We start from the raw sequence: 15214 nt of genomic DNA, 5'->3' as shown, positions 1-15214 counted from the left end.
GCAAAGTTTTGCTTCGCACTGCGGACGGAAATGGCTAACTAGGTCTCCATAAGGTTTGGGGGCGTGGTATTGGCCAAGGCAAAAAACATCCTGTTCATCATGTTCGACCAGCTGCGCTGGGACTACCTGAGCTGTTACGGGCATCCACACCTGCACACCCCCAACATCGATCGCCTGGCAGCCAAAGGCGTTCGGTTTAACCGCGCTTACATACAATCCCCAATCTGCGGTAGTTCGCGCATGTCGACCTATACCGGGCGCTATGTGCATTCGCATGGGGCGTCTTGGAACGGTATTCCGCTCAAAGTCGGCGAGATCACGATGGGCGACCATCTGCGCAAGGCGGGAATGGACTGCTGGCTGGTCGGCAAAACTCATATGCGGGCGGACGCAGAAGGCATGGCGCGGTTGGGGCTGGAACCTGACAGCCTGATCGGTGCCCGGGTTGCCGAATGCGGCTTTGACGTATTCGAACGCGATGATGGTATGTTGCCCGAGGGTCCCGACGGGTTTTACGATCCGGACGGAGCGAAGGAGTACAACAAGTTCCTCAAGGCCAAGGGGTATGAGAGCGACAATCCCTGGCATGATTTTGCCAACTCAGGTCTGGATGAAGATGGCAATGTTCTGTCCGGCTGGTTTTTGAAAAACGCGCCGGAACCCGCAAATATCGCCGAAGAAGACAGTGAAACGCCTTATCTGACAGGGCGCGGTATCGAGTTTATGGAAACGCATGATGGCCCGTGGTGCTGCCACCTGAGCTTTATCAAACCGCATTGGCCTTACATCGTGCCAGAACCTTATGCCTCAATGTATGGTCCAGAGCATGTTTTGCCCGTGGTACGATCCGAGGCTGAGCAGCAAAATGCGCACCCGGTGCTCAAGGCTTTCATGGACACAAAGATTGGCCAGACCTTTTCCCGACAGGATGTGCGTGAGGCGGTGATCCCAGCCTATATGGGCTTGATCAATCAAGCCGACAATCAGATGGGGCGTCTGTTTAACTGGATGGAAAAAACCGGGCGGATGGACGACACGATGATCGTTCTAACTTCGGATCACGGTGATTTTCTTGGTGATCATTGGATGGGTGAGAAGACGTTTTTTCACGATGCTTCGACCAAAATGCCCCTGATCATTTATGATCCATCGCCCGAGGCTGATGCGACACGCGGGACGGTCAGTGATGCGTTGGTCGAGTCCATCGATCTGGCTCCAACCTTTGTTGATGTGGCAGGCGGTGACGTTGCCACTCATATCCTTGAAGGTCATTCGTTGCTGCCCATCCTGCATGGGTCAGCAGAAGAGGTGCCCCGGGACTTTGTCATCTGCGAATACGATTACTCAGGCTCACCGATCGCTGATATCGTGGGAGTGTCGGTTCGCGAAGCGGTGATGTTCATGGTGGCCAACAAAAAGTGGAAGCTGATCCATTGCGAAGGTGGGCACAGACCGATCCTGTTTGATCTGGAAAACGATCCTCAGGAACTGAATGATCTGGGCAACAGCGCAGAGCATGCAAACGTGATCGCTGAAATGTATGATCACCTGTTCGCATGGGCGCGGCGACCGTCACAACGCACCACGAGGTCGGAACAGCAATTGATAGATATGCGTACCAAAAGCAGAGGCCGAGGCATTGTCTTGGGTGTGTACGACGAAAACGACGCGCCTTTGGACCTGACTGTGAAGTACCGCAATCGAAAGGCACGTCCATACAAGAGCTACCTTAAGGAATAGCGCCTCTGCGTCTATTAAATCTTTTTCACCTGCCCAAAGGTGGTTCACCCGCCGAGGGCAAGGCGATAGAAGAAGCGCACGAGCAGTAATCGGAGAAATTCTATGGCCGCGCCCAAACCTGTTGTATTGTGCATTCTCGATGGGTGGGGGCTGTCCGAAGACACCAAAGCCAACGCGCCGTATCTTGCGTGCACCCCGACCTTTGACGCGATCATGGCCAAAGGCCCTCATGCAACGCTGATCACCCACGGACCCGATGTTGGACTGCCCAGCGGGCAGATGGGCAATTCAGAGGTTGGCCACACCAATATCGGCGCAGGCCGCGTTGTCGCCATGGATTTGGGTCAGATCGATCTGGCTATCGAAGATGGGTCATTTTTGGAAAATGAAGCCCTGCAACAATTTATCGCCAAAGTGAAAGCGGCAGACGGGACAGCACATCTGATGGGGCTGGTCTCGGACGGGGGCGTGCATGGGCACCTGAACCATATTGTCGCCGCGGCGACCGCGATCACCGATGCTGGCGTCCCTGTTGCGCTGCACGCAGTCACCGATGGGCGGGACGTAGCGCCAAAATCGGCGCTGACCTATATCGCGGAACTGGAAGAGCGCTTGCCTGAAAACGCGCGCATAGTGACCGTCTGCGGACGCTATTTTGCCATGGACCGAGACAATCGCTGGGAGCGTGTCAGCGAAGCCTTTGACGCGATGATCAAAGGGCAGGGAAGGGCGGCGCAAAGCGCCCATGGTGCGGTCGATCATGCCTATAACCAGTCTGAGTCAGACGAGTTCATCACCCCGACCGTTCTTGATGGTTACACGGGCGTTCAAGACGGCGACGGGTTTTTCTGCCTCAATTTTCGAGCTGATCGGGCGCGGGAAATCCTGCGCGCCATTGGAGAGCCGGGATTTTCTGACTTTGATACAGGGCTGCAGCCCAATCTCTCGGCGCTGCTGGGCATGGTCGAATATTCGGACGGCCACAACGCCTATATGACCACGGTTTTTCCAAAGCGGGCCATCGTGAATACTCTGGGTGAATGGGTGGCCAAACAGGGGTTGCGCCAGTTCCGGTTGGCCGAAACCGAGAAATACCCGCATGTAACCTTCTTCCTGAACGGCGGCAAAGAGACGCCTGAGCAGGGTGAAGATCGTTTTATGCCTAAATCGCCAAAGGTTGCGACTTATGATCTGCAACCCGAAATGTCGGCGGCCGAGGTCACGGCTAAATTTGTTGAGGCTATCGAAGACGGATATGACCTGATTGTCACAAACTATGCCAATCCTGACATGGTGGGCCATACCGGTGATCTGAAGGCGGCGATCAAAGCGTGTGAGGCTGTGGATCAGGGTCTGGCGCAAGTTGTTGCTGCACTGGAAAAGGCCGGCGGTGCGATGATTGTCACCGCAGATCATGGCAATTGCGAAATGATGCTTGATCCCGAGACGGGTGGTCCGCATACCGCCCACACACTGAACCCGGTGCCGGTGGCGCTGGTCGGTGGGCCTGAAGGGGCGCAATTACGGCAGGGGCGTTTGTCGGATCTGGCCCCAACCTTGCTTGAATTGATGGGCCTGCCAAAACCACCAGAGATGACCGGAGAAAGCCTTTTGTCATGAAACTGGCGACCCTTGCGGCTTTCCTGATTTCAGCCGTTCCGGTGCTGGCCCAGTCGGACTCATCGCTGGCGGCATTGAAAGCCGCAGAGATGTTGGAGGACGCCTCAATCTCGCTAAGCGAGGCTGACGGTGCCCGAGACCGCGTACGTGCGCTTACCCAAACGATCCAAGCCTATGAGGCGGGGTTGAGCGCGATGCGGGAAGGGCTGCGCCAGGCCGCAACCCGCGAGGCGCAGCTGAGCGCCGAGTTGCAGGCGCGCGAAAAGGACGTCCGGCAGTTGATCGGCGTTTTGCAAACCATTGAAACAACGGCGCCTCCGGTTTTGATGTTGCATCCATCGGGCCCATTGGGCGCGGCGCGGGCCGGTATGATGCTGTCCGAGGTCACTCCGGGCTTGAACGCCAAAGCGCAGGCTCTGGCAGATGATCTGAACGAGGTACAGACACTGCGCCTGCTGCAACAAAGCGCGTCGGAAACCCTGACTAAGGGCCTTAGAGGCGTTCAGGATGCACGCGCGCGCCTGAGCGAAGCCATCGCCGATCGCACAGATCTGCCCAGACGATTTGTCGAGGACCCAGTGCGCACGGCCATTCTGATTTCCTCGACCGAAACGCTGGACGGGTTTGCAAGTGGACTATCTGAAATCTCGGAAGGCGAGATCATTGAAACTGATGCGGATGTTTCGGGTCAGAAAGGGCAGATTTCTTTGCCGGTCCAGGGCGTCTTGTTGCACAAAGCTGGCGAAACGGACGCTGCGGGGGTGACACGCGCCGGTTTGGTGCTTGGAACACGTCCGCGTACGCTGGTTACTTCGCCCACGGCGGCCACGATCCGTTATCGGGGTCCCTTATTGGATCTGGGGAATCTGGTTATTCTTGAACCGCAGCCGGGGCTGCTTTTTGTGTTTTCCGGGTTGCAAGAGGTCTATGGCCACCCCGGTCAGGTGATCCCCGAGGGCACTCCGGTGGGCTTGATGCCCGGTGAAACGCCCGAAATTGGCGCAATATTGTCAACAAGCGGTGATGGCACTGGAACTGATCGCTCAGAAACGCTCTATATAGAGGTAAGAGAAGATAATAGCCCCGTGGACCCGGAAACATGGTTCCGGACCGACAAGGATGGATAAACGAGTATGAAGAGATTTGTGATGGCCGGTCTGGCCGGAACTGTGGCAGGAATTCTTGCAACGACCCAGATAGCGGGACCACTGCTGGCGCAGGAGGCCGAAAACAAGGCCAGCGTCTATGAGCAACTGGATCTGTTTGGCGACATTTTTGAGCGCATCCGCGCGCAATATGTTGAAGAGGTCGAACCCGAAGAGCTGATCGAGGCAGCCATTGATGGCATGTTGACCTCGCTTGATCCGCATTCCAGCTATCTTTCGCCCGACGATGCCGAACAGATGCGCGTGCAGACCCGGGGTGAGTTCGGCGGGCTTGGTATCGAAGTCACGCAGGAAGACGGTTTTGTCAAAGTCGTATCGCCGATTGACGATACCCCTGCAGACGCAGCCGGAATTGAGGCCGGGGACTTCATCACTCATGTCGATGGCGAAAGCATTCTGGGCCTTACGCTGGATAAGGCTGTTGACCTGATGCGTGGCCCGGTGGGTTCCGAGATTGTAATCACTGTCGTTCGCGAAGGTGAGCCGGATCCTTTCGACGTCACGATCATCCGGGACACGATCAAACTGACGGCTGTTCGTGCGCGCACCGAAGGCACCAGCGTTGTTCTGCGAGTGACCACGTTCAACGACCAGACCTTCCCGAACCTTAAAGAAGGTTTGCAGGAACAGATCGAGGAAGCCGGTGGCATCGATAAGGTCAATGGATTTGTCCTCGACCTGCGCAACAATCCGGGCGGCTTGCTGACGCAGGCAATCAAAGTCTCGGATGCGTTCCTGAACGAAGGCGAAATCGTTTCGACCCGCGGCCGTGATCCGGAAGAGGGAGAGCGCTTTAATGCTTCGCCCGGCGATCTGGCTGAAGGCAAACCAATCGTTGTTCTGATCAATGGTGGTTCGGCATCGGCGTCCGAAATTGTGGCAGGTGCATTGCAGGATCACCGCCGTGCGATTGTGGTCGGCACGAAAAGCTTCGGGAAGGGCTCCGTGCAAACGGTTATGCCTCTGCGCGGTGACGGGGCCATGCGTCTGACCACGTCACGCTATTACACACCGTCGGGTCGTTCTATTCAGGCCCTTGGTGTCAGCCCTGATATTATCGTGGAACAGCCAAGGCCGCAGCCCGAGACTGAAGAGGAAGAGGATAGCCGCTTTACCCGATCAGAGGCCGAGCTGCGCGGCAGCCTGGACAATGACAGCCTCAGCGAAGATGAAATTCGCCAGATTGAAGAAGACCGCGCCAAAGCCGAAGCCACGGCTGAACTGCGGGAAGAGGATTATCAGTTGGCATATGCCATCGACATCCTCAAAGGCCTTTCGGCGTTTAACCCCGACGGGCCGTCTCAATAACAAAACGGGGCCGCGGCCAACGCGGCCCTTTTTCTTTGTGCAAACCTCACTGATAGAATTCGGATTCAGAGGCCGCTGGCGGGGCGCGTTTCAACTGTATGTGAAATCGGGCTAACCTTCGATCTTGTGTAGCTTTTTTTCATCCAGCAGAAGCGCCAGCACGATACCCACCGATACGGACACGGTCGAAAAGACGAACGCCATGCTCATACCGCTGTTGAAAGCAGCGGACAGGGCGAAATGAACCTTTTCCAGGTCAGTTTCGCTCAGATGGCCGATCACCGCCTGGGCCGAAGGTGCATCCAGTGTACCGCCATTGATCGCCTTCAGGTCCGACCCGTTCAACTTGATCCCTGCCGCGGTCAAACCTTCACGCAATTTGGATAGGCTTACGACATACATGATGGCGGTGGCGCAAGCGACGGAAATGGCACCATACACCAGATGCGTCATGAAACTCAGCCCACCGACAAGGCCAGCGCGTTCGGGTTTGACTGCACAGACGGCTGCCGTTCCAGATGGGCCAACGGTCAGGGTCGCGCCCAGCCCGATCATTGCCATGCCGGGCAAAATGCGAAAATACCCCAAATCGCTTGGCATAACGACAATTGTCGCGGCCCCGATTGTGGCGATTATATAACCCCAGAACAAAAGTCGCTTGGGTCCGAAATCATTATACAACGTGCCCGAGACAATCGATCCCACAGCCAGAAGCACCGTGAGTGGCGCCAGTCCCAGAGCGGACTCAAAGGCCGACCAGCCTAGAACCTTTTGCATGTATTGAGGGAAGTAGAGCAGCCCGACGAACGCGGCAGAGACGTTAAACATATTCAGGCCAAGCGTGATCCTGAATTGGCGATTCTGCATCATTTGGGGCAAAAGCAGCGGTTCTGTGACACGTTTTTCTATCCTTGGGAACAAAATGAACAGCACCGCGCTGATGAAAAACAGCATTAACAGCGGAACTGATGTCCATCCCCAATCCGCACCAACATCCAGCGCGTAAAGCAAAAACAGAACCGCAAACGCCAAGAGACCCATGCCAGCGAGGTCGAGATGTTCGTCCTTTTTGTGCTGCGTCTCGCGTTCCATCAGGATTAGGGCGGTGGCCATCGAAATACATGAGAAAACGACATTGGCTAGGAAGAAATACCTCCATTCTCCCAGATTTACGGCCAATCCGCTGATCATAGGTCCAAACACATTGCCGGTGGTCACACCCGCCAGGATCAGGCCCATAACAAGGGCCCGGTGTTCTGGTCTGGACACTTTGGTCGCGCCAAAGGCCAGTGTACAGGGCCAAACACATCCTGCGCCAATTCCCTGCAGGGCACGGGCAAGAACCAGAAAATCAAGGCTAGGCGAGACAAAGCACATGATTGAAGCGAAGAGAAAAATGCACAGTCCGATGATCATCATCTTACGATGGCCATACATGTCACCCAGTCGCCCGCCCGCAACCATAGTCATGGCAAAAAACAGGGCGTAAATGTTCAGAACCCATTGAGTGCTGGTGATGTCTGCATCAAAACTGTTTTCGATTGCAGGCACCAGCATCAGAGCACCGGTAAAATCGATGCCGATCCCAAATCCTGTCACCATTAATGCGATGACTTTAACAATGCTGCTGCGGTCCATGTCGGGCGCGATCCACTTTGAATGCGACCATGATGCACGGAAAATAGCTGAAAAGATAGTTTGGGAGCCTTAACGCCTCAGTCGTCGTCGCGATACATCCGACGGAACGCTCTTTTCAGCATGTCCAGTTCCGCGCGAAGCAACGCAACCTCGGCGCGAAGGTCATCCGCAGCAGGGGTACCGGCGATAATAGTAAAGTCACCTAGTTTTTCAGTCGTTGCAGCATTCGAGATGACAAAGCTATGAACCCCTTCGGACAGGGCTGACCGGGGTACCTCGATACTGAGATCCCAGCCATTTTCCGCCGGCGAAAGACTGGCAGAGTTCAGCGGTTCACCAAGGTATTGAACCTCAATTGCCGGTTCCTGGTCGATCCCTATATGGGCTTGCCAAACCCCGTTTTCGAACCGGATGAAAGTCAGTTTTGATTGCGTCATGTCCGGTCGTCTCACAAATCGGCACGATGGAAGCGGCAGAACGTCAGGTCCCGCACAACCATCCGGTTCATTTTTGGGGTCTCAAAGATCAAATCAACCCAGATCTTTTCGATCCGACGCTCGTTCAGGGGCAGATGAGCCAGGTCGAAATCTACGGCTTTTTGGGACTCTGAAGGGCATAATTCCCGTAGCACCTGCTCAGAATTGGGGCCGTGCTGAATATTGAGGCGGGCGAACATGCCAGAGGGTTTTTCGCAATTGATCACACTCTCCATTCGTATCAGATGCTCGCGAGAAAGGTCCTGTATTGCGTCCTCTGGCAGATCGACGGACACCGAAAGGAACGAGCCTTCAAAACTGAAGACTTCAACAGCCAGACTAAACGGGGCTAAATCGCGTGCATCGCGATTTCGAATTTGCCGTACGGCAATCTCGGATAGAGGGCAGTCATGAAACAGGCTGACCTGCGCATCAAGGGATGATTTGCGTGGGGCTGAGGCTATGCCGGTTTGCGCCAAAGGGCCACGCCACAAATCCGGCCTGCAGCTCCAGTCGGTGCCGACAGGCTTTGGAAACTGCCTGGATCCGATCTTGGGACGGATCAGACGGGAATCGGCCACTTGAATCAACTGATCGAGTTGGCCGCGCAGTACACGCGCCTGATCACGTTGTATTTTCAAGTCTGCTTGACCGACATCCTGCGCGTTTTGCACCGCCCGCCGCCAACGGTCCAGTGCCTTGCGATGAAAATAACGATCCAGAATTCTGCCCATGGCCTCGTCGTCCGATACACAGCCTCTTTAGTCAAGATGGTGCAAGCAACAAACCGCAATAACGAAATCGCGATCTTCATGCCGTGTTTTTCAGTTGGGTCAGGCGCAAATTTGGGTTAGGCGCCAACGAATGGCGCGCGCCCGTCTTGCCTTGCAATGGGCATAGTCACGGCGTACCGTCAGGCCCTGCAACATGGGTCACCCAGTTTTAGCCACACATCCGTTTAGCTATCTATAAGGCCGTGAAATGGAGCCCACATTATTTTCTTTCATTTGGAAGTACTCGAAGAAGCAGCAGTTGGTCTTGCTGTTGCTGACAGTGCTGTCATTTCCCTTCCTTTACGCCTCGTTGGAACTGCCCAAGCAGATTATCAACGATGCCATCGGCGCTCCGGCTGATACGGTCACCATCTGGGGCATCACCGTAACGCAAGTTCATTACCTGTTGATATTGTGTGTTGCGTTTCTTGGGACTGTTATTGCCAGCGGCCTGATGAAAATGCGCATCAACACGATGAAGGGTGTCCTGGCAGAACGCATGCTGCGTCGGTTGCGGTTCACGCTGATTGAACGTTCGATGCGCTTTCCAAAGTCTTATTTTGCCACCACCAGTCAGGGCGAGCTGGTTTCGATGATTACATCCGAAGCAGAACCGATGGGTGGCCTTATGGGTGACGCGATCGCTCAGCCCGTGTTCCAGTTCGGTCAGATGATGACGATCGTCACATTCCTGTTCATGCAAAGCGTGTGGTTCGGACTGGCCAGCATTGCTTTGATCCCCTTGCAGGCATGGCTGATCCCCAAATTGCAGCGACAGATCAACCTGCTGAACAAAGACCGTATTCAGGAAGTCCGGCGCCTAAGCTCGGAAATCGGTGAAAGCGCTGCGGGGATCAGTGACCTGCGCACCAATGGCGGCTGGCGCTATCGTCTGGCCCAGTTCAGCGACAGATTAGGAAAATTGTTCGAGATCCGCTTTAAGATCTACAACAAGAAATTCTTCATGAAGTTCCTCAACAATCTGATCACTCAGATGACGCCCTTTCTGTTTTATTCCGTGGGTGGTTATCTGGCGATTACGGGTGAGGTGACGGTGGGCGCTCTGGTCGCTGCTTTGGGGGCTTACAAGGATCTGAGCGGCCCCTGGAAGGACTTGCTGACCTATTACAACCAGGTTCAGGACATGTCTTTGCGGTGGGAAATTGTGACCGAACGGTTCGCCCCTGACCACATGATCCCCAAAGAGCTGTTTTCCGGAGAACCCGAGTCAATCCCGCGCCTGGACGGCGCGATAGAGCTGCGCAATGTGACAGTCCGCGACAGCGACGGCAAAACCATTTTGGAAGATCTGGATCTAACCATACCCCACGGCGCCCGCGTTGCCATCCAGTCAACTCACGCCTCAGAACGCAGTGCGCTAGGTCAGCTTTTAACCCGAGAAATCTTGCCTGTTCAGGGGGAAGTGATCGTTTCCGGCCACAACCTGAACGACCTACACCAGGCTGTGATTGCGGCCCGGATCGGCTATGCGTATTCGCGCCCCTATCTGTTTGATGGAACTCTGGGTGATAACCTGATGATGCCGTTACGCACGCATCCCCAGCACGATGCCGAAGCGCAGAAAGCTCCGACTCGCAAGCAGATTGAAGCTGCCCGGTCCGGTAATCCGGTCGACTCTTTGAACGATGAATGGATCGACCCTGGTTTGGCGGGTTTGGACGATATCGAAGATATCCGCGATTGGTGGTTCCAATTGGTCGAAGCCATGGGGATTGACGAGTTCATGTTCCGTCGCACGCTGCGCACGCAGTTTGACCCCGGAATTCATCCCGTTTTGGCCCGCGAAGTGGTCAATCTGCGGGAAACAATTGCCGAGCGTCTGAAAGACAAAGGTCTGGACCGCTATGTCTATCGCTTTGATCCGGATCGGTTTAATCCGGCGGTTCCTTTGGGCGGCAACCTGCTGTTCGCGGCACCGTCGCGGGAAATCTCACCCGACTATCTGGCCGAGGATGCCCGTTTCCTGAAAATGCTCACTGTGCATGATCTGGCAGAAGAAGCCCTGAGCATTTCCAATGCGGTTCTGGACACACTCAGTAAAACCTTCGGGCGGGACGGCGCGGACCACCCCTTGTTCCTTCGGCTCGGAATGTCGAAAGACATGTTCCACAGGTTGCTCGACATCGAGGATCAGCGCAAAGCCAAAGGTGATATGGCACTCAGCCCGGAAGACCGTGCTTTGCTGTTGACGGTGCCTTTCCTTTTGACCGCCGAGCAGATCGGACCGGACTTCCCCGAGGAATATAAGGACAAAATCCTGACGATCCGAAAAAGCCACGCCGAGCGGTTACGGGGTGCAATGGACGGATTGTTCATGCCAGTCACGCCCGATCTCTACGTGCCCCGACTGACCGTGATGGAGAACGCGATCTATGGTCGGGTTTCTCTGATGGCGGGTGCACATGCGGACGAAATCGAGGATGTGGTCGCCGAAGCCCTTAACGAAGCGGGGCTTCGTCGCAGAGCCGCTGCGATCATCTATGATCTGCCATCCGGTCTGGGCGGTAACAATCTGCCAACCGTTTTTCAGGAACGCGCCGCGTTTTCGCGCGCTGGGATCAAACGCCCAGATGTCCTGATTCTGGACAAGGCATTGGCCAGTCACGATTCAGAAAGCCGGTTGCGCACACGTTTGAAACTGCGCGAGCTTTTGCCCGACTCGATTATGATATTCATGGAAGATCACTTTGCTCATCCCGAAGCCTATGATTTGTTTATTGAAATCAAGGAGGGCCGAATTGACGGCGTTTCCCGAAGCAAATCTGAACATACGGGCAGCACCTCGGATGATCTGAGCCGGAAGCTTGAAATCCTTTCGGCCACGGAGTTGTTTTCAAGTCTGGATGGGCGCAACCAGCGGCTCCTTGCATTTTCAGCCCAATGGTACGAGGTCAAAGCTGGACAAGTCATATTTTCGCGCGGGCAGGCCCCGGATGCCGCATATCTGTGCATTTCGGGCCAGGCTCGGTTGGATTGGTTCAACGATGATGGAACTAAGCGTCCGATTTCGATCATCGAGCCAGGGCGCCTCATCGGAGATTTGTCGATCATTACAGGTGAAGACCGCCAATTGGATCTGGTCGCCACAGAAGACTGTCTGTTCCTGCGCATCGGGGCCGAGGAGCTGCGTGCCGTGGTTGAAAGCGATGCAACCGTTGCTACGCAGTTGCTCAGAACCGTTGCCGGTTATCTGACAACGCTTTCCACGAGGATCTCGGCTGCCCAAAACGCCGAGGACGTGTTGCCCTCGGTGTCCCAAGACACAGAGCCAGAGAGTTCAAACAACCATGCCTGAGGCATACACCCCACACGCCTATCTGACGGAAACCGCGCGCAAGCGGCCCGAGGTTTGGCGTCTGCTTCTGGGCCTATTGTTGATCGGTATATTGGTCAGCCTCCTGAACATGGTGTTCTTTGCCGTGCTCGTAGAGATGGGCCCAGACGAATGGGCACAGGAACTTTTGGTGGGGAGCTCGCCGCTTGCATTAATTCTGCTGCTGATGAGTTTCGGGTTCATAACCTTAGCTGTGGCCATCGCCGCCCGTAAGATTCAACAAAGAACACTTTGGTCCATAATTGGAGACCGCAGCATTGCCATAGCGCAGTTTTTCAAAGTTCTAAAAGCCTTGATTATCCTCGGCGTGATCGGGTTTCTGCTGCCGCCTTACGGGATGGGTGGAGAGCTGACGCAAAAGCTGCCGCTGACAACATGGGCACTGTTGCTTCCGATTGCGGCCTGCGCCGTCCTGATTCAAATCAGTGCCGAAGAAATCCTGTTTCGCGGGTATATCCAGCAAACTCTTGCAGCGCGGTTCAGTTCACCGATCATTTGGATGGGCCTGCCATCCATTTTGTTTGCAGCAGGCCATTATTCACCAGACGCGGCGGGGGGCAATGCGCTCTTGATCGCGCTTTGGGCCTTTGTTTTTGGGCTGCTGGCGTCCGATCTGACGGCCAGAGCAGGCACTTTGGGACCTGCCATCGCCCTTCATTTTTTCAACAATTTCATCGCTTTGCTGTTCATTTCATTGCCCGACAGTCTCAGCGGGTTGGCACTTTTTGTGCTGCCCTTTGACACGTCTGACCCGGAACAGCTGCGCCCTTGGCTGTTGGTGGACTTGGCGGTTATGTTCGTTTGCTGGTTGGCCGCGCGGCTTGCGCTCAGGCGTTGATTGCATTTCCTTCCGTTGCGCCTTATTTGACGACAACACCGCAAAAGCCAAGGTTCCCACATGAACTGGATCACAAACTACGTCCGCCCCCGGATCAACTCGATCTTTTCGCGCCGCGAGGTTCCCGAAAACCTCTGGAATAAGTGCGACGAGTGCGGAACGATGCTGTTCCACCGCGAACTGGCCGAGAACCAGAATGTCTGCACCCAGTGCGGCCACCACATGGCAATTACCCCGCGTGACCGGTTCAAGCACCTGTTCGACGGCGGCGTTTTCACAGAAGTTGAGGTCCCGGCCCCCAAGGACGACCCACTACAATTCCGTGATCAGAAAAAATACCCGGACCGCATGAAAGCGGCGCAGAAAAAGACCGGTGAAAAAGAGGCTATGCTGGTGGCCGTGGGCGAAATTGGACGCACTCCGATTGTTGCTGCCGCGCAGGATTTCTCTTTCATGGGCGGCTCGATGGGCATGTATGTGGGCAACGCGATCATCGCTGCCGCCCAAGAGGCGGTAAAGCTCAAACGCCCGCTGATCCTGTTTTCGGCCGCCGGTGGAGCCCGGATGCAGGAAGGTATCCTAAGCCTGATGCAAATGCCGCGTACCACTGTTGCGGTTGAGATGCTGAAAGAAGCGAACCTGCCCTATATCGTCGTTCTGACCCATCCCACTACTGGGGGTGTAACTGCTTCTTACGCGATGCTGGGCGATGTGCATATCTCGGAACCCAACGCGTTGATCTGCTTTGCCGGCCCCCGTGTGATTGAACAAACGATTCGGGAAAAGCTGCCTGAAGGGTTCCAGCGCGCCGAATATCTGCTGGATCACGGTATGCTGGACCGAGTCACCAAGCGTACCGAAATGCGTGATGAGCTGATTACCATTACCCGGATGCTTACGAACCAGCCTCCGGCAATTGTTGGCGAACTGCCCGCACCAGAACCGGAAGAAGCAGCTGAGGCACCGGCCGAAGAGACCAGCCAGAAATGACCGCACAAACATCTGACGCAATTCTTGATCGGATGATGGCGCTACATCCCAAGATCATTGATCTGACCTTGGACCGCGTTTGGCGTTTGCTGGCTGCGCTGGATCATCCACAGCTCAAGCTGCCCCCGGTTGTCCATATTGCCGGAACCAATGGCAAAGGCTCGACCCAAGCCATGATCCGCGCGGGGCTTGAGGGGGCAGGGCACTCGGCACATGCCTATACCTCGCCCCATTTGGCGCGGTTTCACGAACGCATCCGGCTGGCTGGAGAATTGATCTCGGAATCCGATCTGACGGCGGTTTTGGACGAGTGCTATGCCGCCAACAAAGGTGAAGACATCACCTATTTCGAAATCACCACCTGCGCGGCTCTGTTGGCCTTTGCCCGTACAAAAGCAGACTATACTCTTCTTGAGGTTGGTCTGGGCGGACGACTGGACGCCACTAACGTAATCGATAATCCTGTAGTAACAGTGATTACGCCGGTATCGATCGATCATGAGCAGTTTTTGGGCAACACATTGGGCGAGATCGCAGCTGAAAAGGCCGGGATCATCAAACCCGGCGTGCCCTGCATCGTTGGGCCCCAACAGGACGAAGCCCTTGAGGTCATAGAATATACAGCCGCTCGACTGGGTGCTCCGTTGTTGGTTCATGGGCAACACTGGAATGTGCATGAAGAAAACGGACGCTTGATCTATCAGGACGAAACCGGTTTGCGGGATCTTCCACTGCCCAACCTGCTGGGTGCGCACCAAATTCAGAACGCGGGTGCGGCCGTGGCCGTTTTGCGCCATCTGGACATGGGCGATGACGCCTATGAGGCTGCCGTGACCAAAGCCGAATGGCCCGCCCGTATGCAGCGCCTGAAAACCGGCCCGTTGATCGAACAGGCACCACAGGCCGAGCTTTGGCTGGATGGCGGTCACAACGCGGCAGCAGGAATTGCTCTGGCTGATGTACTGGCCAAACTACCGCAGAAACCGACGCACATGATCTGCGGTATGCTCAACACAAAAGATGTAACCGGGTATCTCTCACCTTTGGCCGGGCAGGCCACAAGCCTAACCGCCGTTTCAATTCCGGGTGAAGCCGCGACACTCAGTGCAGAAGAAACTGCAGCTGCAGCGACCAAAGTCGACTTGCCTGCGTCTACGGCAAACAATGTATCGGAAGCGTTGGCGGCGATCACAGCCGACGACCCCCAAGCCCGTGTGTTGATCTGCGGCTCGCTTTACCTTGCGGGCAATATCCTGCGCGAAAACGGCTAGGCACGCCCCGCGCCCTTCACCTGGCTCGAAATACTTTGG

The 15214-nt window shown here is 55.5% G+C and carries 11 protein-coding genes; 8 read left to right on the top strand and 3 right to left on the bottom strand.

Annotation, left to right across the window (positions count from 1 at the left end; all coding sequences use genetic code 11):
- Window positions 1–69: 69 nt before the first annotated feature.
- From GS632_RS07725 to GS632_RS07710, 4 genes are all read left to right on the top strand, one after another.
- A complete protein-coding gene (locus tag GS632_RS07725; RefSeq protein WP_171176855.1) occupies window positions 70–1740 on the top strand; it encodes a sulfatase-like hydrolase/transferase in 1671 nt (556 codons plus the stop codon).
- 102 nt (window positions 1741–1842) lie between these two features.
- Window positions 1843–3360 carry a 2,3-bisphosphoglycerate-independent phosphoglycerate mutase gene (gene gpmI, locus GS632_RS07720; RefSeq protein ID WP_171176857.1) on the top strand — a complete coding sequence of 506 codons (1518 nt, stop codon included), beginning with the start codon at window positions 1843–1845 and terminating at the stop codon, window positions 3358–3360.
- Window positions 3357–4487: a murein hydrolase activator EnvC gene (locus tag GS632_RS07715; protein WP_171176859.1), complete on the top strand. Its 1131-nt coding sequence runs from the start codon at window positions 3357–3359 to the stop codon at window positions 4485–4487. Before gpmI ends, GS632_RS07715 begins: the two co-directional genes overlap by 4 nt.
- A 6-nt stretch (window positions 4488–4493) precedes the next feature.
- A complete protein-coding gene (locus GS632_RS07710) occupies window positions 4494–5834 on the top strand; it encodes a S41 family peptidase (RefSeq protein ID WP_171176860.1) in 1341 nt (446 codons plus the stop codon).
- A 111-nt stretch (window positions 5835–5945) separates the two neighbouring features.
- Here GS632_RS07710 and GS632_RS07705 read toward each other — a convergent pair whose 3' ends face one another.
- From GS632_RS07705 to GS632_RS07695, 3 genes are all read right to left on the bottom strand, one after another.
- The gene (locus tag GS632_RS07705; protein WP_171176862.1) at window positions 5946–7472 is read right to left on the bottom strand and encodes an MFS transporter; all 1527 of its coding nucleotides are present in this window, start codon (window positions 7470–7472) and stop codon (window positions 5946–5948) included.
- A 77-nt stretch (window positions 7473–7549) separates the two neighbouring features.
- On the bottom strand, window positions 7550–7909 hold the full coding sequence (locus GS632_RS07700) for a hypothetical protein (protein ID WP_171176864.1): 360 nt from the start codon (window positions 7907–7909) through the stop codon (window positions 7550–7552).
- An 11-nt stretch (window positions 7910–7920) separates the two neighbouring features.
- Window positions 7921–8682: a DUF6478 family protein gene (locus GS632_RS07695; protein WP_171238318.1), complete on the bottom strand. Its 762-nt coding sequence runs from the start codon at window positions 8680–8682 to the stop codon at window positions 7921–7923.
- A 247-nt stretch (window positions 8683–8929) separates the two neighbouring features.
- On the opposite strand from GS632_RS07695, the gene GS632_RS07690 reads away from it, so the two are divergent.
- Genes GS632_RS07690 through GS632_RS07675 form a run of 4 tightly spaced genes read left to right on the top strand, consistent with a single transcriptional unit; the run spans window position 8930 to window position 15175 of the window.
- Window positions 8930–12037 carry an ABC transporter transmembrane domain-containing protein gene (locus tag GS632_RS07690; protein WP_171721318.1) on the top strand — a complete coding sequence of 1036 codons (3108 nt, stop codon included), beginning with the start codon at window positions 8930–8932 and terminating at the stop codon, window positions 12035–12037.
- Window positions 12030–12914 carry a CPBP family intramembrane glutamic endopeptidase gene (locus GS632_RS07685; protein ID WP_171176871.1) on the top strand — a complete coding sequence of 295 codons (885 nt, stop codon included), beginning with the start codon at window positions 12030–12032 and terminating at the stop codon, window positions 12912–12914. The genes GS632_RS07690 and GS632_RS07685 overlap by 8 nt, the downstream gene beginning before the upstream one ends.
- A gap of 60 nt (window positions 12915–12974) precedes the next feature.
- A complete protein-coding gene (accD, locus tag GS632_RS07680; RefSeq protein WP_171721319.1) occupies window positions 12975–13904 on the top strand; it encodes an acetyl-CoA carboxylase, carboxyltransferase subunit beta in 930 nt (309 codons plus the stop codon).
- Entirely contained in the window at window positions 13901–15175 is a 1275-nt protein-coding gene (locus GS632_RS07675; protein WP_171176875.1) for a folylpolyglutamate synthase/dihydrofolate synthase family protein, read from the top strand. The genes accD and GS632_RS07675 overlap by 4 nt, the downstream gene beginning before the upstream one ends.
- Window positions 15176–15214: the final 39 nt, after the last annotated feature.

The sequence above is a fragment of the Ruegeria sp. HKCCD7296 genome (assembly GCF_013110775.1).
Taxonomy (GTDB): domain Bacteria; phylum Pseudomonadota; class Alphaproteobacteria; order Rhodobacterales; family Rhodobacteraceae; genus Ruegeria.
The sequence above is the reverse complement of the archived record's forward strand: the minus strand, read 5'-3'. Positions and strand labels throughout refer to the sequence as shown.

Excerpts from the sequence above, each read along its gene's own strand:
- GS632_RS07710 (WP_171176860.1), top strand. The coding sequence starts at position 4,494 with ATGAAGAGATTTGTGATGGCCGGTCTGGCCGGAACTGTGGCAGGAATT.
- GS632_RS07685 (WP_171176871.1), top strand. The coding sequence starts at position 12,030 with ATGCCTGAGGCATACACCCCACACGCCTATCTGACGGAAACCGCGCGC.
- gpmI (WP_171176857.1), top strand. The coding sequence starts at position 1,843 with ATGGCCGCGCCCAAACCTGTTGTATTGTGCATTCTCGATGGGTGGGGG.
- GS632_RS07715 (WP_171176859.1), top strand. The coding sequence starts at position 3,357 with ATGAAACTGGCGACCCTTGCGGCTTTCCTGATTTCAGCCGTTCCGGTG.
- GS632_RS07705 (WP_171176862.1), bottom strand. The coding sequence starts at position 7,472 with ATGGACCGCAGCAGCATTGTTAAAGTCATCGCATTAATGGTGACAGGA.
- accD (WP_171721319.1), top strand. The coding sequence starts at position 12,975 with ATGAACTGGATCACAAACTACGTCCGCCCCCGGATCAACTCGATCTTT.
- GS632_RS07695 (WP_171238318.1), bottom strand. The coding sequence starts at position 8,682 with ATGGGCAGAATTCTGGATCGTTATTTTCATCGCAAGGCACTGGACCGT.
- GS632_RS07675 (WP_171176875.1), top strand. The coding sequence starts at position 13,901 with ATGACCGCACAAACATCTGACGCAATTCTTGATCGGATGATGGCGCTA.
- GS632_RS07690 (WP_171721318.1), top strand. The coding sequence starts at position 8,930 with ATGGAGCCCACATTATTTTCTTTCATTTGGAAGTACTCGAAGAAGCAG.
- GS632_RS07700 (WP_171176864.1), bottom strand. The coding sequence starts at position 7,909 with ATGACGCAATCAAAACTGACTTTCATCCGGTTCGAAAACGGGGTTTGG.